This is a genomic window from Bartonella tribocorum, from assembly GCF_002777915.1.
Taxonomy (GTDB): Bacteria; Pseudomonadota; Alphaproteobacteria; order Rhizobiales; family Rhizobiaceae; genus Bartonella; species Bartonella tribocorum_A.
The window spans coordinates 30,455-54,529 of sequence record NZ_NJGE01000015.1 but is presented as its reverse complement, the minus strand read 5'-3'; the positions used below and the strand labels follow the sequence as shown (position 1 = coordinate 54,529).

Sequence of the window (24,075 nt, the reverse complement as noted above, 5' to 3'; positions counted from 1 at the left end):
TATCTTCAGAGATATCTTCACAACTCTTCTCAGAAGGATTGATGCGAAAGATTTGGATTGCATCATCTACCTCATCAACAATGCTTAAAACTTGGCTTGCATCAAGTGGTCCAGACTCTGCAATGTATTGCTCTTTATCGTAAGCAACTAATAAGATTTCATTGGAATTTATAAGAATTGGCTTTTCCATAATTTCCCCTCCCTAACGCCTCTTGACGATTGTTTGTGTTAATTTATAATATATTTATACGCAAACGTATAAATTAAATCAAGAAAAAAATTACATATATTTCACTTTTTTTGCATTTTCATTTAAATGCCCTCTTCAGAAATAAGAGTTAAAAACTGATTTTAGAATCAATAAATGCGCGGTTTACTGATAAAAATCAATCAAACTTGCTAAAACCCGTTAAGGGTGTTTAATTGATAACGTGAAGAGGGAATCGTATTGTGTTTACATATCAAGAATAGTGCGTCGTACACGACCTATTATAGAAATGGCACCTTCAAGTTTTGGAGCTTTTATTGTTTTATCGTACGAAGCAGGCTGAAAAGGAGGATTATCATTTGGTCTATATCGCTTATATGTAGCCTGCCCAGTTTCATCTGCAATTACATAGCAAGCATTAGGTACAAGCTTTTTGTCTCGCATATTTACAAGTATTATGGAATCTGGAGGACTAATTTTATTCATGGATGCACCATCCACACGCAACGCAATCCATTCACCGGCAGGAAGGTTAACAGCTTCTGTCATAGGATAATCTGAAAAATCCATTATCTCATCTTGCTCACTGAACTCTCCAGCACTAATCCATGAAATAAGAGGAATACTTATATTAAGGCTAGGATTCTCTTGAAGAGATTCGCCATATAAAATCCACCCCGGATCCACGTTAAACACTTGCCCATAGAGTTCGGCTTTTTGTCGAGAAATACCACGATTTCCATTTTCGTGACTAATTAGGGTATTTTGATTAAGAGCTGGTATAGCGCGCGCAGCTTCACTCGGTGTTACATATCCAGCGTTCTTACGCGCTATTTTAAGTCTATCTTTTGGCAAATAAACCATCTGTCCATTATCCACTATTTTTTGCATTTTCACTTAAATGGCATCTTCAAAAGTAATAGAAACAAAAGTCTTACTGAGATTATTTCATAAGTGGACGATAGGATTTACGTGGTAGTATTGCAACTATTTCTCCAACCCATTTTATCTTAGCATTTTTAATGGGTAGTGCATTCCATGATTTGAGTACAACCCCCTCTGAAGAACGAGTAATTTGTTTGACAAATCGCCTATTGTCTTCTGTTAGAACAACAACTTCATCACCGTAATAATCGCTCACTGGTTTTGTTTGCAGATATTTAACTACGATTAAATCACCATCTTTATACACAGGATACATAGAATCTCCACGAACCATGAATCCTATTGCTTCAAAAGGCAAATCAAATGGTATTTCGATTGTTTCAAGTCCGTCTTCTGGAATTTGCTCAACATCTGTGTCAATCTCTAGCCCTGCTCCCACATATCCCATAAGAGGAACAAGTGTAGTAATTTGGTTATAGCCTTTTAAGCTTTTATAAAGTTCTAAAATTGCATCTCTATGTGAACCTCTAGGGTCTGACTCACTCCCCAACCACCTTGATACGGTTGCTTGAGTTACATTTAGTCTATCTGCAAGATCTTTTTGACTGAGACCGAATTCAGATTGCAATACTTGCAATGTAGCAATGATGTTTTTTGTCATAATTAATTACTTATGATTTTTAAATTAAAAAAATCTATTGTTTTTTTAATTTAATTGTATACAATTGCGTATATGGTTAAAGAATAATGGATTCAACTCAAATGTACACAGAGGAAAAATTAGAGATTAAATCTATCCGAAAGTGTTTATCGCTAACACAAAAGGAATTAGCAGACCTTTTAGGCGTTAAGCAAGCTTCTGTTTGTCGTTGGGAACAAGGTAAAGGATTATCATTAAAAAGTTATCTCAAGCTGCAAAAGTTGAAAGATAATTCTAGCTCTATGTCTACTTTTATTGCGGCTCCTACAGATAATAACGAGCACCAGCAGCACCATTCACACTCTTAAAGAAGAAAGATTAGAGATGATAAATGAACCACAGATCTCTATAAGCAAAGTTCAGTTGATCGATCTTGTTAATAAGATTGGGCGGGAAGACATATATTATGGTGTCCGTTTGCCTCAAGATGCATGTCTTGAAACAAGCATGAAGCCCCCATCAACAGGTTTTATTGTTTGTATGCTACATAGTATCTTTGCGCGCGATGATAGAAATTATTTTCCATTATTTCCATACGATGATTTTAAACAATGGTTTTCATCTGTCTTTATGCAAGCTTTTACTGCTTGGTTTGATAATCATTTTTCTCAAGAGTTATCATCTTTTTATCGCTTAAGTAAGCTAATCTTATTTATGTGCTTAGTCGAAAGTAAGCTTGACTTCTTAAGGGATAAACTCATCGAAAAAAGAAAAGAAGAGATCGAATTAATAAGTGATGCGTGCAGTGTGTGTCTGAGTTGAGTTAGACCATTTTTTAAACTTATGATTACGCGCTCTGTCACAGCACGCATATAAATACGTAGAGCCTAAGGGGGGATTATGATCACTAATGCACAAACCATTCTCTGTCTTGATCTGGGCACCAAGACTGGCTGGGCTATATGCGGTGCTGATGGTTTTATCACAAGCGATACAGAACATTTTCAATCACGCCGTTTTGAAGGCGGTGGTATGCGTTATTTACGCTTTAAACGGTGGCTTACTGAACTAAAGAGATCTGTTGATGAAATTGATGCGGTGTATTTTGAAGAGGTACGCCGGCATGTGGGTACAGACGCTTCTCATGTTTATTGGGGCTTTCTAGCAACATTAACAGCTTGGTGTGAACATCATCAGATACCGTATGAAGGCATTCCCGTTGGTACGATTAAAAAAGCAATGACAGGCAAAGGGAATGCGTCAAAAGAAGAAATGATTAAGGCAATGCGTGCAAAAGGTCACGCGCCTTGTGATGACAACGAAGCAGATGCTTTGGCAATTTTATATTTAAAAAAAGAAGGGGATATACATGTCCAGTAAAATACCATGGACGAGACTGTTTGCCGATAAATGGGCGGTGGTCGTCGATTATTTACCTCCTGTAGAAGGTAATATCTATATGAGATTGCGATTTCGCATGCTTCGTACTGGTGAACCTCTTTTTTGTAATATTAAAGTTTTATCTCATTACACTGGTTATTCAGTAAAGAAATTTGTGACAGCATTGAATGTTTTGCTAGAAGAGGGATACATCATTCGTTTGGAAGATGGTCGTTTATGGAATCTCGATGTTGAAGAAGAATTAAAAAATTGCAATGAGAATCTAAATAAACTTTCAGAAAAAGCTATAAAAGCTGCAAATACTAAGAAAAATAAGCATAAAGATAACTCATCAAAAAACCATGATGATGTCATGATGACGTCATCACGAGGTCATGATGACATCATGATGAAACACATTAACATAGACAATAACATATATAATAAAAAAACTAAAACTATCGTTTTAGCAAAAAAAGAAATTGGTTCTGAAAATTTAGAAACGACCGATTTGGTTCATGAGCCAATCGAGGTTGATGCTGTTGAAAGCCCATCTGATCAAATCGAAACATCATCAGATAACCAACCTCCCATTCACGAGCAAGAAAACGTTCCTAAAAAAGCCAAGCGGTCTCAAGCTAATCGGGGCTGTCGATTGCCAGATGATTTCGAACCCGATTACGATTTTGCAATCGAAGAGGGCTTGCCTCCAGAGCGTGTCAAAGTCGAAATCGCAAAGTTTCGAGATTACTGGACTGCCAAATCTGGAAAGGATGCAACCAAAATCGATTGGCAAGCAACATGGCGTAACTGGGTGAGAAATTCAAAAAATTACAAACAAGGAGAAAATTATGGAACACAAACCAATTCCCAAACAGGACAACAGCGCGGTCGTGCCTATAGAATTACACAACACATGTCCGATTTCAAAAATGCAGACAGTCCGTACAAATTTTTGTTCGAGGATGATGCAAAACCCTCCATTCCATTGGTTAGCGGGCAAAAAGCCATCACCTGCAGAAGCGGAGAGAATTATCTCGTTAGGTAATGAAGCTTTGCAAATGCTTGATGAAAAAGCTTCTGAGGAAGAAATAAAAGCGATGTTTCTCATGCTTTCTGGTGGGCTTAAAAGCCAACCCGGAGAAGACGAAAAAGCTACAGCCGTTGCTTATCTCTTTTCTCTCAATGGCTTAAGCCGTTGGGCAATCAAAACTGCAACAAGGGATGTGATGAAAGGTAAAGCTAAAGGCTTGTCGACGACATTTATGCCCGCTTCTGCTGATCTTCTGCTTTACTGTGAAAAGCTTGAAGACGATATTCGAACTACTGTTAAAGGGATATTTACCTCACTCGATAGACCAGAGATTAAGCCGAAAGGAGAACCTGTTTCTGCTGAAAAATGGGATAAACTGATGCAAATGCTTGAAAAAACGGAGATTGGTTTAAATCCTTTTCAGTGAAAAGAGCTGATGGTTTTGTGATTAGATATGCATTTAAATCGATAAAAAGGTACCATACAAAGCGACTTAAAGATTTTACGATGAAAGGGTGACACCCGTAATATAAAACGCTCTGTACGGTCAAATTTGAGGTAAATTAACCTATTGGTAAAAATAGGAATTAAAACATGGAAATATTAAAACAAAGATTCTTTAAAAAACGTAAACAGCCTATGCAAAAAAAGTTTATCGCAACGGCTGTTGGGTATGTTCCTTGGGGAGATGGAGCGGCAGAGTATTTTTACAACCTCTACGAATATGAAGACGGCACAAGAGAGTGTGAAAAGTTTGACGGTGGTCAGTATTACACCATACCAGAAAAGGCAGATTTTAGCACCAAAGCGCAAGTAAAAGCATGGGTTTGCGGTGGCAATTTGCCAAGAAGCGTTCTCAATTACGAGCCTCTCATAGACGAGATTAACAGAGCGATTAAAAAGTTATCGGAAGTTGCTTGACAATATGGCAACATTATGTCTATTATTGAATCAGGTGCCTAGAAAACACCTTAAAACAACTAGCGGATTGGTTGCCGAAATAACTGATCTTCCGCAATTTAAAAGCTTTGACTCATTGTATGCTACACGCATATAATAATATCGTCGGGTGTGGTTATGCTATACAATACCCTTTTGGGAAAGGCATAACGACGGGCTAGTTGCCGTGTTTTCTAGCGCCCGGCATTCTCTTTGGATGTCAATAGAAAACCTTAACAACTAGGAGTTCACAATGAACACTCTAATTAAAATATCAGAACAAGCTGTTGGACAAGAAATTATTCAAACCGTTAATGCACGTGAATTACATGTGTTTTTGGAAGTAAAACGAGACTTTTCTAATTGGATTAAAGATCGTATTAACAAATACAGTTTTCTAAAAAATCAGGATTATATAGTTTTCGCCAATTTTGGCGAAAACCTCCAAGGTGGTCGTCCAAGTACAGAATATCATATCACACTAGACATGGCCAAAGAACTTTCCATGGTTGAACGCAATGAGAAAGGTAGACAGGCTCGTCGTTACTTTATTGAGTGTGAGAAAAAGTTAAAAAGCCAATCTGTTGATTATGATCGTGATACACGCTTTGATTTCCCAAAGGATTGGGATAAAATGTCTCCAACTAAAAAGGCTGTTTACATTTATGGTCCTCTTCATATGCATCTTGTTAAAGCCTTTACATTGGTAGAAGAAAGCAAACAGTATAAAACACTCATTGAAGAAGCAAAACAGGTTTTAGAAAAATCTGTTGTAAAAGCTGCTTAGATTTTAAAACATGATTTTATCTTCTCGTCTTCAAAGACGAGGAGATAGTTAAGCCGCGTTTTTGATTGTAATAATGACTTGCTTACCAAGAACACTCAGTGCTTGCTCTAAAGTTTGAAGCTTCGTTGGATAGTTGGGATCAAGAATGCGTCTTGCTTCTGTTTCTTTTTTACCCAAACGATGAGCCAATTCTGTTTTCGTAATATTCGCTTCATTAAAGGCTTCTACCACTGCGAGCTTAAGAGCATTCCACGCATCTACCGTAACCTCTACAAGACCTTTATATTGCTGTGGTACAGGTAAAGGTAGACCGCGCATAGAATAGCTCCGTAATGCCAACCCTAAAGCTTCAACAGCATTCTCTAATGCCTCTGCTCTATTTTCTCCAGCTGTTATCGCTTCAGGTACATCCGGAAAAGTCACAACAAAACCACCATCCGGATCAGTTTCAAATTTTGCTTGATAAGTATATTCCATGTTTAGGTCTCCTCTCCATGATCAAAATGTTTTTGAAACGAAAAATTAAAAGTGTCTGAAATACGCGTTTCATATTCCCAATTGTTTTTTTATTATCTTCACGTAAAGTGGCGTTAATTCACCCGATTTTATAACAGTTGTTTTGCCTCCAAAAGTTACCAAATAATGTGACCCTTTGCCTGCATCTGGAGCTTCACTGTAATGAAGACCTCTTTTTCTGGCTTCTTTGCGTAACTCTCTAAGCAGCGCTTCTCGTTTCATTTAGCCTCCCCTTAATTTCATAAAACCAATATCGTACAAAAAGGTTCGATTGTCAATAATAAATCAAGCAAAAAAGCCTTGCCTTTTTATAACATAGCTATTGAGTGAGTTTATCAAATAAAATTATAAAGTACTGCTTAAAAAACTGTGATTAATTAACTGAAATAATTGAAAAAAATAAATAAATTATTCTAAGGTTTTATGTGTATAAAATGCAAACCAAATGGAACTTACAAACATGTTGAATAAAGTGATCTTAATGGGCTATTTAGGGACAGATCCCGAAAGCAAAACAATGAATTCTGGTGCCGAAATAGTCAATTTTAGGTTGGCTACTTCTGAAAGCTATACGGATAAAAACACGCACCAAAAAGTAGATAAAACCGAATGGCACTCCGTAGTGGTTTTTAATCCGCATTTGGCAAAAATAGCACTTCAATATCTACACAAAGGTTCAAAGGTTTACATAGAAGGCAAATTACAAACCCGTAAATGGCAAGATAAAAATGGTCATGACCGTTACACAACAGAAATTATTTTGCCTCAATATAAAGGTGAATTGCATTTGCTTGATGCAAAAAAAGAGCAATCTGCATACCCCTCACCCATTACTTCTCAAAATTATGCTATCGCCTCTGGTGCCTCCGATTATAGCGCATCTCTTAATGATAGCGTCCCATTCTGATTGAAAAAATATGGCTAAAAGAAAAAAACATGCAAAACGTGGGCGTCCACGGATTAAGGGATGTATCAGAGAACCCAACGGTCGTATCTCACGAGCCAAAACACCACATGAACCCATAAATAAATTGGCAATAGAAATGCGTGCCAAACGTTTTGGCTTGACCATAGAAGAAGCAAAAAATCCGCTTTCCGGTACCTATATCGGACGGCTTTATTTGCAAGGTGTGATTAACCAAGATCAGCATGATGCAGCACAAAAATATCTTGAAGTCAGAAATGATTATCTATGTGCAAAAACATTGCCTAGTGCAATTTATGATAAAATGCCCTCATCTTCTGATGAAGCAGCTAGAAAAAAATGGGTTGAATTTGCAACAAAACAATTTTTGAATATGCAAGAGGTAATAAAAGAAACACAAAACCGATATAAACAGCATAATTTTTATGCTGCGCTACAGTATCTTGTTAGTGAAGATCAAGAATTACCGTACCTTGTACCTTCATTGCGGATAGTCCTTAACGCTCTCCAGAAACATTGTGGTTATTAAAAACCTTGACTTAAAATAAGAAAAAGTATAGTGTGTAAATATATACACATTATGAGATTAGGGAATGGAACAAAACAGCCGAAAGATAATTGCAAAATTAAAACGCGATGGCTTTGAACTTGTAAAAGTAAAAGGTTCGCACCATAAATTTAAAAAAGACGGTAAGGTTGTTATTGTTCCACATCCTAAAAAAAAATCTTCCAATTGGTACAGCGCGTTCTATTGCACAACAAGCAGGCTGGTTTAAAAAAGGAGAAGAAGAATGAAAAGATTTTTTGCTCTTGTTCATAAAGATGAGGATTCTGCTTTTGGTGTTCAATTTCCTGATTTTGAAGGTCTATTCTCTGCTGCTGATGAAGAAGAAAATCTTATCATAAATGCAACCGAAGCTTTGCAACTTTACTGTGAAGATATGGATACAGTGCCTGTTCCTTTAAAATTTGAAGAAGTGATACAACAGAAAGCTGTCAAAAAAGCCTTGTCAGAAGGAGCTTTTTTAATACAAGTTCCTTTTATTGAAAATGATTCAGAAGTCGTACGTACAAATATATCAATTGAACGAGGGCTTTTGCGTGCAATTGATAATTGTGCACAAGAGAGAGGCTTAACAAGATCTGCTTTTTTGGCAACAGCAGCCCGTCACGAGCTTAATATTTAGCCCATCAATATGGAGAAATTTCTCACTCTAGATTTTTTTGCAAAAGCGTATAATTACATATGATATACAAAATATTAATGAAAATCAAAAAGCGGCAGGCAAACAAAACGCTATAGTCAAGAGTGATATAACTATCATTGATATCATATACACGGCATCTAATATTTCTGGACCTGTCATTTCCTTTCTCTCCTATACTGCTCAATATTTATAAATATTTAGATAAAAAATACAAAATATAGATTTTTCCCCTTGACAATGTGTAAAAAATTTTATTTAATGATCATGCTGTCCCTAGTTGTATTGTATCTAAAATTCAAAAATATCCCCTAAAATTTGATAAAATGTTAAGCTTTCAAGAGGGCTTAAATTACTGTTTTTATTGATAAAACAGACTAATCTATTTTGCACATATCAAACGCCATTCAGTAACCGATGATGTCATTAATTCATTGCCTCAAAAGGAGCGAAGATGAAAGCAATCATCACCAAGCCAATGTGTGTTGTTGGCGATAATAAAAGCACTGTTCGTTTTGAAACTTCAACTCCCAATAATCCATTTGTTGAGATTTCTAATCAAGTCTACGCACGTCTCAAGCGTGCAAATGCCGCTAAACCCTTTGTTGATGTCAAAACAAAAATAAAACCCGACAAGACAATTGAACAGATTAAGCAGGTAGAAAAAGAACCCAACCAAACATCATCTGAAACAGTAACAGAGGAACCCTCATTCGAAAAACCAAAAGCACCTAAAGCTTCCAAGCCATCAATATCTACCTCCCAAAAGACTTAAAAGTTGAAATTAATTATCCACCAAAAATGGTATCTTCAACAGGTAAAAGATACCTTCACAAGCCTTCAAGCCCCTCGCCTTAATTGGGCTCTGCGTAATGCTCTAAACACTGCAGCAAAACAAGTTGAACGCTTTACTGAAAAGCAAGTTACCGACATCTCATCAGCCCAAATAAAGCGTATAAGAAGAGGTGTTTATATTAAAGAAAAGGCGACAGCAAAATTTCTTGAGACAGATATCATTGGTTCTGGAACACCGATACCTCTTAAATTTTTTAAAGCAAGAGAAACAAAACGCGGCGTGACTTATACACTGTTTGGAAAGAAAGAAATCTTGCCCCATGGTTTTATCATGGGAGGCAGTTTTCCAAAGCGTGTTGAATTAAAAATGGGAGGGAATGTGTTTCAAAGAGATGATGGAGACCAATTCCCTATTGCAAAACAAGAAGGACCTTCAATTGCTAAAGTGATGTCCAAGCCAGAAATTGCAAGTGCTATTGCACAATATGCCAATGAAAGATTAACCAAAAACATACAGAGACAACTTGCTCGTCAAGAATACGCTGCCAATAAGAAAGCTAAATAATGTTCTTAAGCTATGTTTGCTATACACTGAGATTTTCTTTCTTGACAAGATTCACGGAAAACGTATATCATTAAATCAGGTGCCTAGAAAACACCTTAGATGCATAGCGGATAGATTGCCGAAACAGTTTATTTTCCACATATTAAAGGCTTTGACTCATTATATGCTACATGCGTATAATAGATCTGTCGGGTGTAGTTGTGCTATACAATACCCTTTATGGGAAAAGCGTGACGACGGACTATGCACCGTGTTTTCTAGCACCCGGCATTCTTTATTGAATGTCAATAGAAAACCTCTAACTGCATAGGAGTTCATTATGAACACTCTTATTAAAATTACAGAGCAAACGATTGATCAAGAAACAGTTCAAGCCGTCAACGCACGCGAATTATATACATTTTTGGAAGTCAATTCTAATTTTAGAGATTGGATAAAAAACCGTATTAAAGAATACGGCTTCCTAGAAAATAAGGACTTTATAAGTTTCGCTAAAATTTTAGCGAAACCCAATGCCTCCCAAGAAAATCAAAGTGTTATGAGTTTCGGTAAAAATTTACCAAAATCTAAAGGCGGTCGTCCAAGTACAGAATATCACATCACCCTAGACATGGCGAAAGAGCTCTCAATGGTGGAACGTAACGAGAAAGGACGTCAAGCACGCCGTTACTTTATTGAGTGTGAAAAGAAACTGAGAAACCAATCTGTTGATTATGATCGTGATACGCGCTTTGATTTGCCAAGTTATTGGGAAGGTATGAACGCTGGTGAAAAAGTTTTGTATCTTCTGGGTCCAATTCATATGCGTCTTATTGATGCTTTTAGAGTCGATGAAGAGAACAGAAAATACAAAGCTCTCATTAAGGAAGCAAAACAGGTTTTAGCAAAATCTATTGTGAAAGCGGCTTAGCTTTTAAAATATGATCTCATCTTCCCTGCTTTCAGAGTGGGGAGGATATTAATTTAAAGAAGATTGCCAATTATGCTTCTCCTATTCCAGAAAAAAATACAATAAAATCAATGCAAAAGGTACTTCCCTGTGGGGTGGCTTCGTTGCGGGGCAGGCTAGCGCGAACTATCGCTAGCGACAGAATTTTCAAATCGACTGTACATTGTACACATAACATATTGATAAATAACGAATTTAATGTGTACTCATATACACACTGTACAATAGTGGATTATTTTTAGAAAAAAGTTTTTATCACTTGATAAGGCAGTGACGTTATGTCTATTGTCGAATCAGGTGCCTAACAAACACCTTAAACCAATAGCGGATAGATTGCCGATACAATCTTTTCTCCGCACATTAAAGACTTTGACTCGTTATGTGTTACACGCATATAATGGTTTTGTCGGGTGTGGCTGTGCCATAAAATACCCTTTTGGGAAAAGCATAGCGACGGACTGTGTACCGTGTTTCTTAGCACCCGGTATTTCTCTGGAATGTCAATAAGAAACTTCTAACTACACAGGAGTTCATCATGAACACACTTATAGAAATTAGAGAAAGCACTGCTAATAGTGTTAGCACTCAGACTATGTCTAGTCGTGAGATTGCTGAATTGTGCGGTAAACAACACACGCATATTATGCGTGATATTCGAAAAATGTTAGGAGAATTATACTCTGAAAGTACTGAATCCAAATTTGGATTGAGTGAATTTACAGGGTTATACAAAGATTCAACAGGTCGCACTCTCCCTTGTTATAACCTTCCTAAGCGTGAATGTTTAATTCTTGTTTCTGGTTACAGCACTGCCTTGCGAGCAAAGATTATTGACCGCTGGCAAGAGTTGGAAAGGCAGGTAGCAACACCACAAATTGATTATTCCAAACCCGAAGCATTACTTGGTGTTTTGAATCACTTACAAAGTCAAATAGAACAGAAAGATCATGTTATTGCTGAATTGACTCCAAAAGCAGAAGCTTTGGAAGGTTTAAAACGTTCTGATGGTCTGTTTGGTCTTATTGAAGCAGCAAAGATGTTGGAGGTACGACCAAAAGATTTAACCGATTATTTGCGTAAACATGATTGGGTCTATCGTCGGGCTCCAGGGGCGCCTCTGTTACCTTATCAGGATAAAATCAAGAAAGGCTTTATGGACTGCCCTGCTATCACCATTCAAAGACCAGATGGCACAGAAAAGGTACTCCCTTCAACGAAAATCACATCCAGAGGATTAGCATGTTTGAGAGAGCAAATCCATGGAGGTGTGCAATGAAGATAGATACTAACTTCTTATGCGATTTATGGATGGCATTATCTCAATTTTCTAGACATGAAAATATGAATGACAAAGATTGTACAGCTCTGGTTGATACTATGAGTGTCATAGAAAAAACTTTAATTTTAAAACTTCAAGATGAGATGCCAAGTATACTTAAAATCTTAACAGTTCTAACAGATTTTGGTGATTCAGAGTTACCGCATAGCATGGATTCTTTATTGCGTGCTTATGAACCAAATTTAGAGAACCCTATTAAAAAGGTTGCTTAAGTAAAATATATATCCCTCCTCGTTCTCAAAAATGGGGAGGGTTAATTGACATTACAGATTAAGCTGTGAATGAGAACCAAGACGCACTAAAACTAGCCTCTCTTGACCAATCAAGCGATAAATCAAAACCAAATCAGGTCGAATATGACAATCCCGATAATCTTTCCAATTTCCAGTTAATGCATGGTCATGATATCGTAGCTCTAAAGGTTGATCACTTGCTAATGCTACAATAACTTGACGCAAATCTGTACTTAAAAGATGCCGATATCGTCCTTTCATCTCACGCTTGAAATCACGTTTGAAGATAGTAGTACGTTCAATCGTCCGCATAGAGATCATCAAATAATTCGTCTACGGAATGAAACTTTTTTAAGTTGCCTTCATCAAGTTCAGCAAAAGCCGCTATGGTTTCTGCATTGGGTTGAAACAAAAAAGAAGGAATAGCTTTATCTTGCGCAATACGTGTCATCAACACTCTCACGACATCACTTACTGACAAACCAGAGGCTTGAATAACTTGATTAGCGACATTTTGAATTTCTTCCGGTACACGTGCTTGAACCATGCGACTGGTAGCCATAATGACTTCTCCTCTCTCAACTGTATTTCAATGTAATACAATTGGAGTTTAATTTCAACTGTAAAGCATTATTTTTAAAGTGGAGAGAGTGTTTGACTTAACAACCGCTTGCTTTTTTAAAGACTTCACCCACCTCTACGGCGCTCTTCTGTTACATACTTAAAAAAAGAGGCTGGTAAAACGTCTTTAGCTGGCTTTAAGCGTGCAAGTTCTTCATCTGTCAATGGTGGAGAATCTACAGCGTCCCAATCTTCTTTTGTGTAGCCACACCTTATCTCAAAGTTTTTTTTGAAAACCAATAATCCTTATATGACTTGAAGTGTATCCGTTCGCATACCGGAATGTATACCTGATTATACCGGATTGTCAATTATTCGTAATTGGGAAAAAAATCAGGGCAAGGAGCCACTATGACTAAGAAAATGCGTAAGGGTTTATCGCTTCGTGCGTTTGCGAAGAAGATGGGTGTTTCTCCTAATGCAGTTGTTTCTCGATTTAAGACAGGCAAATTTGATAAGGCTCTTTTTGAAGATGGTTCTGTTAATGAAGCGCTTGCAACAGCCATCTGGAATGAGAATCCAACAAAACGCCCTGCTCCATTTTTAGCACCGGATGGTCAACCGCGAACAAAGATCAAACAAGCCTCTACAGAGGGCGCTAATGAATACAAGATTAAACTGGAGCGAATGCAAGTTGCCCTTGAAAGCGAAAAGATTGCCCTTGAACGCTTACGCGAAACAACCGTTGACCGTGAAGAAGTCAAGAGAGCAGCGCGTGAGTTTGGAAGAGCACACCGTGACGCCATGTTGAATTTTCCTCATCGATTTGGTGCAAGCATTGCCGCACAGGTTGGATGTGATGCTGCAAGTCTCATCGGTGCCATTGATTATTACATACGAAAGGCTTTGCTTGAAGCTGTTCATATTCCAGTTCCTTATCATGATCCTCAACCTCCAGAATGAGAGCGTTTTGGGGCGAGCAAAGAATGAATAATGGATGAGAATGCTGTTACAGAATTTTTCGCCCATGCCAATGATGCAAGACAACCGGACCCACCATACACGGTTTCCCAATGGGCGGACAAGAATAGATACCTTAGCACGGTAGCCAGTGCTGAACCTGGATTGTGGAGAACAAAGCGGACCCCCTATTTGCGCGAAATCATGGATAATCTTTCTTCTTACATGCCGATTGAAACAACCATTGTCATGAAAGGGGCGCAAGTTGGCATGTCAGAGGCAGGATTAAATTTCTGCGGTTATGCTATTCATTATAGTCCAGGACCTGCCCTTTATGTCATGCCCACGGTTGAGACAGCCAAAAAGCTTTCAAAGACGCGACTTGATCCCATGATTATGGCAAGTCCAGTTTTAAGTGAACGCATAGCCCCAGCACGAGCACGTGACAGTGGGAATACCATGTTTTCGAAAGAGTTTGATGGGGGTGCACTGATGCTTACAGGAGCAAACAGTGCAGCTGGTTTGCGCTCTATGCCTATTCGTTATCTGATTTTGGATGAAGTGGATGGTTATCCTCTCAGTGTCGATAACGAAGGTGATCCAGTGATGATTGCGGAAAAGCGCACATCAACCTTTGTACAACGAAAGATCTTTAAATTGCCCACACCCACCCACCGTGACACAAGCCGTATTGCCAAAGATTTTGTACTAGGAGACCAGCGATATTACAACGTGCCTTGTGATGAATGTGGTACACTCCAGCCGATTGTTTGGTCACAAATCAAATGGCCGAAAGGGGCTCCCGAAAAAGCTGTTTTTGTTTGTGCGCATTGTGGTCATGAACATGCCGAGCACCGAAAAACAGATCTCATGTGTGAAGAAAGAGGTGCGTGCTGGGTGCCCACCAGTGAGTCAAGCAGACCCAATTTGCGCTCTTATCATATTTCGGCACTCTATTCACCTTGGCTTACCTGGGGGGAATGCGCAAGAGAGTTTTTAAATGCCAAAGATGATCCAGCTCTTCTACAGCCTTTTGTCAATACAGTGCTTGGAGAGCCATGGGAGGACAGAACAGGCGAAGTTGTTGATCCAGACAGCCTCTATGCAAAACGCGAAGATTATCCCCTTGCACCAGAACAAGCCGTCGTGTTGACAGCAGGCATTGATGTGCAAAATGACCGTTTAGAGCTTGAAGTGGTGGGATGGGGGCGTAATGAAGAAAGTTGGCATATTGATTATCAAGTGATCCTTGGTGATCCCTCTTCTTTTGAAGTATGGGACCAATTGGATGAATATCTTGCAAAACGCTGGCCACATCCAGGCTATAAAGAGGGGATTAGGATAACAGCGGCTTGCATTGATACCGGTGGTGGACATACACAGGCAGTTTATAATTATGTGCGCCCGCGGGAGGGGCGGCGCATTTGGGGGATTAAAGGACAGGCGGGATGGCGTGCGGTCTGGCCACGCCGACCAAGTAAAAACAATAAAGGGCAGATTAATCTTTATATTGTTGGGGTTGATGCCGCGAAAGATATCATTACAGCACGGTTTTAAAAATCAGGTCCTGAAGCAACGGGGGCTGGTGCAACACACTTTCACAAAAGCCTTGATCGAGAATATTTTGACCAGCTAACCGCTGAAAGAAAAGTCATTAAATATTTTAAAGGCTTCAAGCGTATTGAATGGCAAAAAAGTGAAAAGGCAAGAAACGAAGCCTTGGATTGTAGGGTCTATGCTTATGCTGCTTTACAAGGTCTGATTTCGGCAGGAATAAACCTTAACCGAGAAGTCGATATCTTAGAAGAGCGTTTGGAAAAACTTAAAATTGAAGGCGCTTTAGAGCAGCCAACATCAGAACATGTGCCCTCCCCTTCTCCAAAAAGATTGCAGGCAGCACAGCCTCAAAAGAAGCCATTCAGAACAATGATAAATCCTTATATGCGAGGGGATTGGAGGTAATTTATGCGTACAGACTTGAACCAAGTAAACAGCAAAATTGACAGACTGGAAAGTTTAAAAAGGCGGCGTGAACAAATTGAAGAGGCGCTTTATTCGGGTGCGCAATCAGTGCGTCACGGCGATAAGCAAGTAAGCAACCGCTCTGTTGAGGAACTTCGCAGAGCTCTTGAGATGCTGAATAAGCAAATAGCGGACCTTGAAGGGCGCAAAGGTTCACGCGTGTTCTATTTTAACATATCACGAGGCTATTAATGGCTGGTTTGTTCAATAAAATTACAGGCTTTTTTACAATTTCTCGTCAACACAATCCCCATTTTGAAGCGGCAAGCAAAAGCCGCCGTATGAGTGGTTTTGCCCCTGCAAAACAACATATCAATAAAGCGATTGAAGAATGTGGTGATACCATTGTTGCTCGTTCAAGATGGCTTTATGACAATGAATCTCTTTATGGGTCTGCGACTGAAGAATGGGTCTCTGCGGCTGTCAGTGATGGGATTAAACCTTATCCTCGCATTGAAGGTTTTCAAGAAGAAAAGAAAAAGCTTTTAGACTTATGGTGGCAATGGGTTGATGAAGCAGACTACGATGAAGATGCCAGCTTTTATGGTCTGCAAGCAACCATTGCACGAGAGGTCTTTTTAACCGGCGAATGCTTTGTAAGATTGCATTATGTTGACCTTTATGGGCGCTCTGGTGTGCCTCTTCAGTTGCAAGTTTATCCTACTGAAATGCTGGATCTCACCTATAATGGACCTGCTGAGATTGAAGGCAATTACATTCGTATGGGAATTGAATTCGATGCCAGTGGTAAGCGTGTTGCTTATCATTTCTGGGAACATCATCCCTATGATGATTGCCCTGCAAACAGAGCCTTTAAGAGCCAAGAGCGCATATGTGTCCCTGCTGAAATGGTCATTCATATCAAAGAGCGCCGGATTGCTGGACAATTGCGCGGTTCTCCCAAAATAACGCGCTGTATGACAAAAATCTTTCAACTCGAATCCTATGATGATGCAGAACTTGAACGAAAAAAAACAGCGGCTCTTTTTGCGGTATTTATTACAGGGAAGGAATCTCATGAGGCAGAGTTAGAGGAGAATCGTGAAAAAACGAAAATTGAACAGAAGGTGGAAAAGAAGATTGAAGAGGTCCCCGAAGAGCATCCAATTTACCCTGGCTCGGTTAACGTAGTCGATGGTGAAAAACAAATTACATTCTCAAATCCTGTTGAGGTTGGTGGCTCTTATGAAGCTTTTCAATTTCGCAATATTTCAAGAATTTGTTCTGCTCTCAATATGCCTTATGCCGTTGTCACTGGAGACGTTACGCGGGGGAACTTCTCCAATGTGCGAACTTCTATCATTCAGTTTAGACGGCATGTTAAACAATGGCGAGAACATATCATTGCTTTTCAGTTTAATCGAATTGTTTGGGCACGCTTTGTCGAAATGGCAGTGCTTGGCAAATGCGTTCACTTACCAGGATGGGAAGAAAATTCCTTGCCATGGCTTCAATGTGAAAGCTTTGCACCACCCCTTGAAATGATTGATCCCATCAAGGATATCACGGCAGAAAAAGAAGAAATTCGTGCTGGCTTGAAAACACGACGTATGGCGTTGGCTGAACGGGGCTTTGATATCGACAGCATTCATGCCGAACTCGAAGAAGAACGCACAGATGCGCGCACGCGGGGTTTATCCTTTGATACCGATAATGCGCTAGCGCCCTCTGCTAGCAATCAACTGATTGATGATGAAGATTCAGAGACTTCTGAGAGTTATGAAAGTAACCAATACAGTAAGGCGCAGGCAAATGGTGAATAATCTCGACATGCCGTTTTTGGCATCCCGGCTTTTTGGAGTTCCACACATGCTTGCCTCCACAAAGCTTGATATTATTCTCAATGCTCTTGCCCCACGGCTTTTTGAAGGAGAAAAATTTGCCATGAGAGCATTGTTAGAAAAGAATGGGGCTCCTTTCAGACCACCAGAAACTTACGTAGTGCAAAACAATGTTGCTATAATACCCGTTCATGGCATGCTTGTACGCCGCGGTGCATGGCTTGGAGCTTTATCGGGATTGACTTCTTATGAAGGGTTAAGAGCTTCTTTTCGTGAAGCCATGGTACAGCCTGATGTGAAGGCTATCTTACTTGATATTGATAGTGGTGGTGGAGAAGCCGGTGGCATCTTTGATTTGGTTGAAGAGTTTCAAACCCTTTCAAAACAATGCAATAAACCCATTTGGGCGCATGCCAATGAATTTGCTTGCTCGGCGGCTTATGCCATTGCTTGTGCGGCTTCTCAAATATGGGTTGCACGCACCGGTGTTGTAGGCTCCATTGGGGTTGTTTGCGCCCATCTTGACCAATCTCGTGCAGATGAGAAACAGGGGCTGAAATGGACCTTTGTTTTTGAAGGTGATCACAAAACGCATGGTAATTCTCACGAACCCTTGAACGATACAGCACAGATAAAAATGCAAGCCGATTGCACCCTGCTCTACGAGATGTTTGTCGATTGGGTTGCAAAAAACAGACCTCTGAGTGCAGACGCAATTCGTGACACAAAAGCAGAAACTTTTATAGGCACCCAAGCTTTAGAGCTTGGATTAGCAGATGCGCAGGGCACCCTTGCGCAAGCTTTGGAAGCCTTAACGGATTCCATATCACAAACCCCAACAGCAACAAAAGAAGGACAAAACACATGGCACGCACACAATACCGCGCTAGAGAAGATGATGATGAAAAAATTATCGACGTCATTAATGAGGACGAAGAGGACGAAAACGAGAGCGACATTGACGAAGACATGCAAGACTTCGACGAAGAAGAGGAAAACGAAGACGAAGATGAGGACGAAGATAAACAAGAAAGCGTAAAAGCGGCTCTTGAAAAGGAAAGAAAACGTGGCGAGGCACTGACAAACCTTGAAAGGCAAGCAAAGCGCTTAGGCGTTTCTTTTGATGCAGMAAAAGCCATTAAAAGCGGCATGAGTGTTGAGAAAGCAAAAAATGTTGTGTTAACCGCCGCTGTCTCGAAAAGCGCATCTTTAAAACTATCAACCACAGCGCCCCATAGGGATGGGACGAGCAAGGAAAAAATTCATGCAAAATGGGAAACAGCTTGGAGGGCAATAAAATGAGTCAAGTTTTTTATGAAGACATCCGCAATGGCGCTTATCTTGGACCCTACGATACGGATATGTCAAACGAAGAAGTGGTTTTTGCTTCAGGAGCATTCATTGAAGCTGGAACTGTCATGGGGAAAATTACAGCGTCACAAAAATATGCCCCCCTTAATCCAGCAGCATCAGATGGCAGTCAAATCCCTGCTGGGATTTCTTTTGCCACTGTTGATGCAACAGAGGCAGATCAACGTGCCGTGATGACAGCACGCTTATGCACTGTAAAAGCGTCTGAACTGCTATGGCCAGATGCCATTACAGAGGAACAAAAAAGTGCTGCCATTCAGTCTCTCGAAGACCATAACAATATTTTATTGCGATAGGAGAATACGCACATGGATATGAACTTTTTTAAACACGACGCTTTCTCTGCCACCACCATGATGAAAGCGATTGAAAACTATGAGTTTCAACCGGGGCTTATTAGTTCTCTTGATCTTTTTGAGGAAGTGGAAACAAGCACCACAGTGGTTGGTATTGAAAGACGTGACAATACATTGTCCTTGATTCAAACCAGTGAACGTGGCGCCCCCTTGGCAGAAGGTGATAGAGATGGACGTAATCTTCGGTTTTTCAAAACAACACGCATTGCCAAAAGTGACACGGTGAAATCAGAAGAAATCCAAAACCGGCGTGAATTTGGGACAGAAGATCAACTCGAGACAGCAATGAAATATATTGCCAGAAAACAAAAGAAACTGATTTCTGAAATCGAATTGACATGGGAAAACATGCAACTTGGCGCTGTTCAAGGGGTGGTACTTGATGCCGATGGCTCTGTCATTGTCGATTGGTACAAGGAATGGGAAATTACTCCACCAAAGCCGATTGACTTTAAATTAAATAATGAGACAACCAATGTTGCAGACCATGTTGATCAAGTCATTATGAAAATGATTGAAGCTTCAAAGGGAGCGTTTTCTGATCGTTCACGCATTATTGGGCTTTGTGGAAATGAGTTTTTCTCCAAATTGAAAAACCATAAAACAATTCGTGAGACCTATCTCAACACAGCTCTTGCACAAACTTTGAATAGTGCTGGAGGTGTTGCAACCCCAAGTTCAATTGGCTCTGGAAGCTTTGGTAGTTTTGACTTTGCGGGTGTGACTTTCATTAATTACCGGAGTATTCACAACTATAATGTGAGTGCGAAGGCTGGGACAAAACGCGCCATAGGCATTAAGCCTGATGAATGTCAATTCTTGCCTGCCAATGCACTGGGAGTGTTTCAAAAAACCTTTGCACCAGGAGAAAGTTTGGATTTTGCCAACACGGTTGGAAAACCTCTCTACACCATGCTGATCGTTGATCACGACCGTAATGCATGGGTAAAGCCGGAGGTCTATAGCTATCCGCTTTATATTTGCACACGCCCTGAAATGCTCTTTAAAGCGGTTAGTGGAGGAAAATAACATGCGATGGCACGGGTTGCTTCATAAAATGATTCAAGATGTACGCAATACCTTTGGGCAACCCGTCATCTACACGCGAAAAGATAATCAACAATCGTTTCAAATTACAGCGATTTACACCATTAAACATTCGGAATCGGAGGCTGGTGGCAGAATCCCCACCACAATCGCAAAAAAGGAACTTGATGTTTGTATCAATGATATCGGGGGAATACCACCAAAACCTCAAGATAGTATTGTGATCATCTCACCTGAAAACAACAAAGCCCCCTCTTCTCAAGAGCACTTCGTGGTCACAGATGTCCAAGCCTCTGAATCCGGTATGTACAAGCTTATCTTACGAGAACAGAAACAATGAAACACCTTTGTTTGGTGTGTTTAAAAATCAATAAGGCCGCCCAAGAGCCCGGATTACTGCTGTAAATCTTGGGCTTGAAAAAGCAGTGAATTGGTAATTCCACGGAATGCCGGTACGGCGACTAACTTGGCATCCTTTGTATGTTATAGCTACTGATGCAATTCGTGTCCAAGTAGTCCTTTCATTCCTTTCAGGGCTTTCAAATACAATGGCTTGATCTGTAACCAAAAGACGTCCCCAAAGTGTGGTCTTTTTACTAATATCAAAGGAAACGCGTTCTTGAACTCCCAACAATTTTTCATTACGCGCTAAACGATAATCATATTCACTTGCATCAAGTTCTTGAAACATTTCACATGCCTCCAAAAAATTAGAGGGAGGAATATATGGTTGCAACATCGCAACTTGTTCTTCAAAAAGCTTTATATTTTTATTTTCAAAATGTACAGCGATCCCCAAAAGTGAAACAATAATAATGGCTACTAATAACCATGGTGAAATACTTATTATTGCTACTATACCCCCAATCAATAGAGCACAAAGGAGAAAAATCTTGATCCCCTTTTCCAATCGTTCGTTTTTAAATGCTGGAGATGTTTTATTAACGACTGAGAAATCAGAAGAAGGATGTGCAGGAGGGGGCGACATTGAAGCCTGTTCTGGAACTTTCTCTTTAAAACGTTTTTTGCGTTTGTCTTGCCAATAAGCGAAAATGGAAAACGCAAAAAACGCAAAGAAAATTAACCAAAACCATCCCCAAAAACCTAACCCACCATTTTCATCTGATTTATTGTCTTGAGTGGGCGTGATTTGCTTATCAGTATTCTCAACTGGTGCCTGAGCCATGCTTTCATCTTGAGTAGCAACATCTATTGACGAAGTCGAAGAGGGGATAACAACTTCATTATTATGTACAACTTGATCTGGTTTGTCTTTCTGTACAGCAACACCTACTATCGGAGCACCGACAAACAATAGAGCGCCAACACCAAGAGTCTTCAACCCCATTTTGCGCCATTTTTTTCTACATATGAAAACGATCCCAGTGATAATAATTGGTAAAGATAACAACCATACAATCATCGCAATTGTATCAAGTACGTCGCGCATTATTTTCCCCTCCGCTATAAATAAAAAGAGGGGAATTTTAAAGTGAGTCGATAAATAAAGTAAAGATGTGCTTATATAATTTAGAAAAATGTAATATTATCTATTGACATCATCATAAGGATATGAATAATCGAATCAGGTGCCTAAGAAACACCTTAAAGCAACTAGCGGATGGATTGCCGGAACAATCTCTTCTCCGCCAACTAAAAGTTTTGACTCATTGTATGTTACACGCATATAATGGCATTGTCGGGTGTGGTTACGCTATACAATACCCTTTATGGGAAAGGCATAACGACGGGCTAGTTGCCGTGTTTCTTAGCACCCGGCACTCTTTTAGAGTGTCATTAAGAAACATCTAACAACTAGGAGTTCACATGAACACTCTTATAGAAATTACAGAACAAGTCATTGATGGCGATGCGATTCAGACAGTAAATGCACGTGATTTACATGCATTTTTGGAAATAGGTAAAGATTTTTCTAATTGGATTACTGACCGTATCAAAAAATATAATTTATCAGAAAATCAAGACTTTGTTTGCTCGCCAATTTTGGCGAGCAAAGGTAGAGGTGGACACAATCGTAAAGATTATCATCTGACTTTAAGTGCAGCAAAAGAGCTTTCTATGCTTGAAAATAATAAGAAAGGTAGAGAAGCTCGTTTATACTTTATCGAATGTGAAAGACGGTTAAAACAAGTAGCAACACCACAGATAGCCGCTCCACAAGTTGATTATTCCAAACCCGAAGCATTACTTGGTGTCTTGAATCACTTACAAAGTCAAATCAAGCAAAAGGATAATACCATTGCAGAATTAACTCCAAAAGCCGAAGCTTTGGAAGGTTTAAAACGTTCTGATGGTTTGTTCGGTTTAATAGAAGCAGCGAAGATGTTAGAGATACGACCAAAGGATTTAACGGATTACTTGCGTAAACATGATTGGGTGTATCGACGTGCTCCAGGGGCGCCTTTGTTACCTTACCAAGATAAAATCAAGAAAGGCTTTATGGATTGCCCTGCTATCACTATTCAAAGACCAGATGGTACAGAAAAGGTACTCCCTTCGACAAAAATCACCTCCAGAGGATTAGCATGTTTAAGAGAGCAAATTCATGGAGGTGTACAATGAAGATAGATACCAATTTCTTATGCGATTTGTGGATGGCATTATCTCAATTTTCCAATCATCGAAGCATTGGAGATGAAAATTGTAATGCTATAGTTGAAGTTATGGAATTGATAGAAAAAGCTTTGATTTTAAAACTACAAGATGAGATGCCAAGTATGCTTAAAATCTTAACAGTTCTAACAGATTTCGGAGATTCAGAGTTACCGCATAGCATGGATTCTTTATTGCGCGCTTATGAACCAAATTTAGAGAACCCTATTAAAAAGGTTGCTTAAGTTCAAAAACACAACTTCCCTCCCCGTTCTCAAAATGGGGAGGTGGTTAAGTTCTACATTCAAATTTATTAATTTTGGCAAATTCATCTGCTTTTTCGGCTTGTAAAATATGAACATCATAAGCAGCTTGCATATTAAGCCAGAACTCAGCTGTCGTATCAAAAAAAGAGGCTAATCTAAGAGCCGTATCAGGAGTTATTGGACTATTTTCCGCAACAATACGTTCTATCCGAGTGCGTGGAACATTCAATGCTTTTGCAAGAGCATAAGCAGACAGAGCATATTCTTTTAAATATTCCTCCCGTAAAATTTCTCCAGGATGTATTGCAATATAATTTTTCATCTCGACCTCCTATAGATCAATGATAATCTACAATTTCAACTTCATAGGCGCCATTAGTACGCCATTCAAAACAAAGACGAAACTGGTTATTAATACGAATAGAATATTGACCTTTACGCTCTCCTTTCAATGCTTCTAAATGATTTCCTGGAGGACTGCGCAAATCTTTAAGATCAACTGCTTTATCGAGCATAAACAATTTTCTTTGTGCTATGCGTACCAATGTTGCAGGAAAACCTTTGGGCGTCTTGCCTTCTAAAAGATCTTTACACCGCTTATCCGCAAAAGATTCAATCACCAAATCACCTCTATTCGTTCTTTTATGTATCATAACATGATACCAGTTTTAAGAAAAGGATAAATATTGAATGACAGAA

General features: G+C 39.4%; 34 protein-coding genes and 4 pseudogenes. 27 read left to right on the top strand and 11 right to left on the bottom strand.

The window, feature by feature from the left end; translation table 11 throughout:
- The 3 genes and pseudogenes from CER18_RS06785 to CER18_RS06775 form a co-directional block, all read right to left on the bottom strand.
- Window positions 1-190: pseudogene (locus CER18_RS06785) on the bottom strand (hypothetical protein); the annotation flags it as partial.
- Window positions 191-454: 264 nt separating this feature from the next.
- Window positions 455-1,072, bottom strand: coding sequence for a LexA family transcriptional regulator (locus CER18_RS06780; RefSeq protein WP_100129289.1), 618 nt, complete (start codon window positions 1,070-1,072; stop codon window positions 455-457).
- Between the two features lie 79 nt (window positions 1,073-1,151).
- The gene (locus tag CER18_RS06775; RefSeq protein WP_100129284.1) at window positions 1,152-1,754 is read right to left on the bottom strand and encodes an XRE family transcriptional regulator; all 603 of its coding nucleotides are present in this window, start codon (window positions 1,752-1,754) and stop codon (window positions 1,152-1,154) included.
- Between the two features lie 101 nt (window positions 1,755-1,855).
- On the opposite strand from CER18_RS06775, the gene CER18_RS06770 reads away from it, so the two are divergent.
- From CER18_RS06770 to CER18_RS06735, 7 genes are all read left to right on the top strand, one after another.
- Window positions 1,856-2,101 carry a helix-turn-helix domain-containing protein gene (locus CER18_RS06770; protein ID WP_100129288.1) on the top strand — a complete coding sequence of 82 codons (246 nt, stop codon included), beginning with the start codon at window positions 1,856-1,858 and terminating at the stop codon, window positions 2,099-2,101.
- 16 nt (window positions 2,102-2,117) lie between these two features.
- Complete coding sequence (locus CER18_RS06765; protein WP_100129283.1) at window positions 2,118-2,555, top strand: hypothetical protein; 438 nt, start codon at window positions 2,118-2,120, stop codon at window positions 2,553-2,555.
- Between the two features lie 78 nt (window positions 2,556-2,633).
- Window positions 2,634-3,113 carry a crossover junction endodeoxyribonuclease RuvC gene (locus tag CER18_RS06760; protein WP_100129282.1) on the top strand — a complete coding sequence of 160 codons (480 nt, stop codon included), beginning with the start codon at window positions 2,634-2,636 and terminating at the stop codon, window positions 3,111-3,113.
- The gene (locus CER18_RS06755; protein WP_100129281.1) at window positions 3,103-4,161 is read left to right on the top strand and encodes a DUF1376 domain-containing protein; all 1,059 of its coding nucleotides are present in this window, start codon (window positions 3,103-3,105) and stop codon (window positions 4,159-4,161) included. The genes CER18_RS06760 and CER18_RS06755 overlap by 11 nt, the downstream gene beginning before the upstream one ends.
- Window positions 4,162-4,174: 13 nt before the next feature.
- Window positions 4,175-4,573 carry a hypothetical protein gene (locus tag CER18_RS06750; protein WP_100129280.1) on the top strand — a complete coding sequence of 133 codons (399 nt, stop codon included), beginning with the start codon at window positions 4,175-4,177 and terminating at the stop codon, window positions 4,571-4,573.
- 167 nt (window positions 4,574-4,740) lie between these two features.
- The gene (locus tag CER18_RS06745; protein WP_100129279.1) at window positions 4,741-5,067 is read left to right on the top strand and encodes a hypothetical protein; all 327 of its coding nucleotides are present in this window, start codon (window positions 4,741-4,743) and stop codon (window positions 5,065-5,067) included.
- A gap of 271 nt (window positions 5,068-5,338) precedes the next feature.
- Complete coding sequence (locus tag CER18_RS06735; RefSeq protein WP_100129278.1) at window positions 5,339-5,872, top strand: antA/AntB antirepressor family protein; 534 nt, start codon at window positions 5,339-5,341, stop codon at window positions 5,870-5,872.
- 48 nt (window positions 5,873-5,920) lie between these two features.
- On the opposite strand, the gene CER18_RS06730 is transcribed toward CER18_RS06735, so the two are convergent.
- Together CER18_RS06730 and CER18_RS06725 are read right to left on the bottom strand one after the other, a co-directional pair.
- The gene (locus tag CER18_RS06730; protein ID WP_100129277.1) at window positions 5,921-6,349 is read right to left on the bottom strand and encodes a type II toxin-antitoxin system HicB family antitoxin; all 429 of its coding nucleotides are present in this window, start codon (window positions 6,347-6,349) and stop codon (window positions 5,921-5,923) included.
- A 69-nt stretch (window positions 6,350-6,418) separates the two neighbouring features.
- Complete coding sequence (locus CER18_RS06725; protein ID WP_100129276.1) at window positions 6,419-6,610, bottom strand: hypothetical protein; 192 nt, start codon at window positions 6,608-6,610, stop codon at window positions 6,419-6,421.
- A gap of 238 nt (window positions 6,611-6,848) precedes the next feature.
- On the opposite strand from CER18_RS06725, the gene ssb reads away from it, so the two are divergent.
- The 9 genes and pseudogenes from ssb to CER18_RS06670 all read left to right on the top strand — a co-directional run bounded on the left by ssb (window position 6,849) and on the right by CER18_RS06670 (window position 12,378).
- Entirely contained in the window at window positions 6,849-7,295 is a 447-nt protein-coding gene (ssb, locus tag CER18_RS06720; RefSeq protein ID WP_100129275.1) for a single-stranded DNA-binding protein, read from the top strand.
- A 10-nt stretch (window positions 7,296-7,305) separates the two neighbouring features.
- Window positions 7,306-7,842, top strand: coding sequence for a hypothetical protein (locus tag CER18_RS06715; protein WP_100129274.1), 537 nt, complete (start codon window positions 7,306-7,308; stop codon window positions 7,840-7,842).
- A gap of 64 nt (window positions 7,843-7,906) precedes the next feature.
- Window positions 7,907-8,108 (top strand): annotated as a pseudogene (locus CER18_RS06710) (type II toxin-antitoxin system HicA family toxin).
- Window positions 8,105-8,500, top strand: coding sequence for a type II toxin-antitoxin system HicB family antitoxin (locus CER18_RS06705; protein WP_011180290.1), 396 nt, complete (start codon window positions 8,105-8,107; stop codon window positions 8,498-8,500). Before CER18_RS06710 ends, CER18_RS06705 begins: the two are co-directional and overlap by 4 nt.
- A gap of 472 nt (window positions 8,501-8,972) precedes the next feature.
- Complete coding sequence (locus CER18_RS06700; protein WP_100129273.1) at window positions 8,973-9,293, top strand: hypothetical protein; 321 nt, start codon at window positions 8,973-8,975, stop codon at window positions 9,291-9,293.
- Between the two features lie 3 nt (window positions 9,294-9,296).
- Entirely contained in the window at window positions 9,297-9,878 is a 582-nt protein-coding gene (locus tag CER18_RS06695; RefSeq protein ID WP_100129272.1) for a hypothetical protein, read from the top strand.
- Window positions 9,879-10,197: 319 nt separating this feature from the next.
- Window positions 10,198-10,788, top strand: a complete 591-nt coding sequence (locus CER18_RS06685; RefSeq protein ID WP_100129271.1) for an antA/AntB antirepressor family protein — start codon at window positions 10,198-10,200, stop codon at window positions 10,786-10,788.
- A gap of 574 nt (window positions 10,789-11,362) precedes the next feature.
- The gene (locus tag CER18_RS06675; protein ID WP_100129270.1) at window positions 11,363-12,103 is read left to right on the top strand and encodes a phage regulatory protein/antirepressor Ant; all 741 of its coding nucleotides are present in this window, start codon (window positions 11,363-11,365) and stop codon (window positions 12,101-12,103) included.
- Complete coding sequence (locus tag CER18_RS06670) at window positions 12,100-12,378, top strand: hypothetical protein (protein ID WP_100129269.1); 279 nt, start codon at window positions 12,100-12,102, stop codon at window positions 12,376-12,378. Before CER18_RS06675 ends, CER18_RS06670 begins: the two co-directional genes overlap by 4 nt.
- 51 nt (window positions 12,379-12,429) lie before the next feature.
- Here the strand turns inward: CER18_RS06670 and CER18_RS06665 are convergent, their stop codons facing one another.
- The 3 genes and pseudogenes from CER18_RS06665 to CER18_RS10795 all read right to left on the bottom strand — a co-directional run.
- A complete protein-coding gene (locus CER18_RS06665; protein WP_100129268.1) occupies window positions 12,430-12,711 on the bottom strand; it encodes a type II toxin-antitoxin system YafQ family toxin in 282 nt (93 codons plus the stop codon).
- Window positions 12,698-12,961: a type II toxin-antitoxin system RelB/DinJ family antitoxin gene (locus CER18_RS06660; protein WP_100129267.1), complete on the bottom strand. Its 264-nt coding sequence runs from the start codon at window positions 12,959-12,961 to the stop codon at window positions 12,698-12,700. Before CER18_RS06660 ends, CER18_RS06665 begins: the two co-directional genes overlap by 14 nt.
- 128 nt (window positions 12,962-13,089) lie before the next feature.
- A pseudogene (locus tag CER18_RS10795) lies at window positions 13,090-13,260 on the bottom strand (BrnA antitoxin family protein); the annotation flags it as partial.
- Between the two features lie 111 nt (window positions 13,261-13,371).
- Between CER18_RS10795 and CER18_RS06655 the strand changes: the two are divergent.
- The 9 genes and pseudogenes from CER18_RS06655 to CER18_RS06615 all read left to right on the top strand — a co-directional run bounded on the left by CER18_RS06655 (window position 13,372) and on the right by CER18_RS06615 (window position 20,837).
- Complete coding sequence (locus tag CER18_RS06655; protein ID WP_100129266.1) at window positions 13,372-13,923, top strand: hypothetical protein; 552 nt, start codon at window positions 13,372-13,374, stop codon at window positions 13,921-13,923.
- A 30-nt stretch (window positions 13,924-13,953) separates the two neighbouring features.
- Window positions 13,954-15,882: pseudogene (locus CER18_RS06650) on the top strand (phage terminase large subunit family protein).
- Between the two features lie 3 nt (window positions 15,883-15,885).
- Window positions 15,886-16,134 carry a phage head-tail joining protein gene (locus tag CER18_RS06645; RefSeq protein WP_100129265.1) on the top strand — a complete coding sequence of 83 codons (249 nt, stop codon included), beginning with the start codon at window positions 15,886-15,888 and terminating at the stop codon, window positions 16,132-16,134.
- Window positions 16,134-17,705, top strand: a complete 1,572-nt coding sequence (locus tag CER18_RS06640; protein ID WP_100129264.1) for a phage portal protein — start codon at window positions 16,134-16,136, stop codon at window positions 17,703-17,705. The genes CER18_RS06645 and CER18_RS06640 overlap by 1 nt, the downstream gene beginning before the upstream one ends.
- Window positions 17,695-18,762 (top strand): S49 family peptidase, encoded by a 1,068-nt coding sequence (locus tag CER18_RS06635; protein ID WP_100129263.1) that lies wholly within the window; start codon window positions 17,695-17,697, stop codon window positions 18,760-18,762. The genes CER18_RS06640 and CER18_RS06635 overlap by 11 nt, the downstream gene beginning before the upstream one ends.
- Window positions 18,693-19,025: a hypothetical protein gene (locus tag CER18_RS06630; RefSeq protein WP_245410060.1), complete on the top strand. Its 333-nt coding sequence runs from the start codon at window positions 18,693-18,695 to the stop codon at window positions 19,023-19,025. Before CER18_RS06635 ends, CER18_RS06630 begins: the two co-directional genes overlap by 70 nt.
- Window positions 19,022-19,390: a head decoration protein gene (locus tag CER18_RS06625; protein ID WP_100129262.1), complete on the top strand. Its 369-nt coding sequence runs from the start codon at window positions 19,022-19,024 to the stop codon at window positions 19,388-19,390. Before CER18_RS06630 ends, CER18_RS06625 begins: the two co-directional genes overlap by 4 nt.
- A 12-nt stretch (window positions 19,391-19,402) precedes the next feature.
- Window positions 19,403-20,479: a major capsid protein gene (locus CER18_RS06620; RefSeq protein WP_100129261.1), complete on the top strand. Its 1,077-nt coding sequence runs from the start codon at window positions 19,403-19,405 to the stop codon at window positions 20,477-20,479.
- A 1-nt stretch (window position 20,480) separates the two neighbouring features.
- Window positions 20,481-20,837, top strand: a complete 357-nt coding sequence (locus CER18_RS06615; protein ID WP_100129260.1) for a head-tail joining protein — start codon at window positions 20,481-20,483, stop codon at window positions 20,835-20,837.
- 27 nt (window positions 20,838-20,864) lie between these two features.
- Here the strand turns inward: CER18_RS06615 and CER18_RS06610 are convergent, their stop codons facing one another.
- A complete protein-coding gene (locus CER18_RS06610) occupies window positions 20,865-21,947 on the bottom strand; it encodes a hypothetical protein (RefSeq protein ID WP_100129259.1) in 1,083 nt (360 codons plus the stop codon).
- A gap of 377 nt (window positions 21,948-22,324) precedes the next feature.
- Here CER18_RS06610 and CER18_RS06605 point away from each other — a divergent pair, with 377 nt between their 5' ends.
- Both CER18_RS06605 and CER18_RS06600 read left to right on the top strand, forming a co-directional pair.
- Window positions 22,325-23,080: an antA/AntB antirepressor family protein gene (locus CER18_RS06605; RefSeq protein ID WP_100129258.1), complete on the top strand. Its 756-nt coding sequence runs from the start codon at window positions 22,325-22,327 to the stop codon at window positions 23,078-23,080.
- Window positions 23,077-23,355 (top strand): hypothetical protein, encoded by a 279-nt coding sequence (locus CER18_RS06600; RefSeq protein WP_100129257.1) that lies wholly within the window; start codon window positions 23,077-23,079, stop codon window positions 23,353-23,355. The genes CER18_RS06605 and CER18_RS06600 overlap by 4 nt, the downstream gene beginning before the upstream one ends.
- A 46-nt stretch (window positions 23,356-23,401) precedes the next feature.
- Here the strand turns inward: CER18_RS06600 and CER18_RS06595 are convergent, their stop codons facing one another.
- Window positions 23,402-23,698: a HigA family addiction module antitoxin gene (locus tag CER18_RS06595; RefSeq protein WP_100129256.1), complete on the bottom strand. Its 297-nt coding sequence runs from the start codon at window positions 23,696-23,698 to the stop codon at window positions 23,402-23,404.
- 16 nt (window positions 23,699-23,714) lie between these two features.
- Window positions 23,715-24,029: a type II toxin-antitoxin system RelE/ParE family toxin gene (locus tag CER18_RS06590; protein WP_100129255.1), complete on the bottom strand. Its 315-nt coding sequence runs from the start codon at window positions 24,027-24,029 to the stop codon at window positions 23,715-23,717.
- Window positions 24,030-24,075 lie beyond the last annotated feature (46 nt).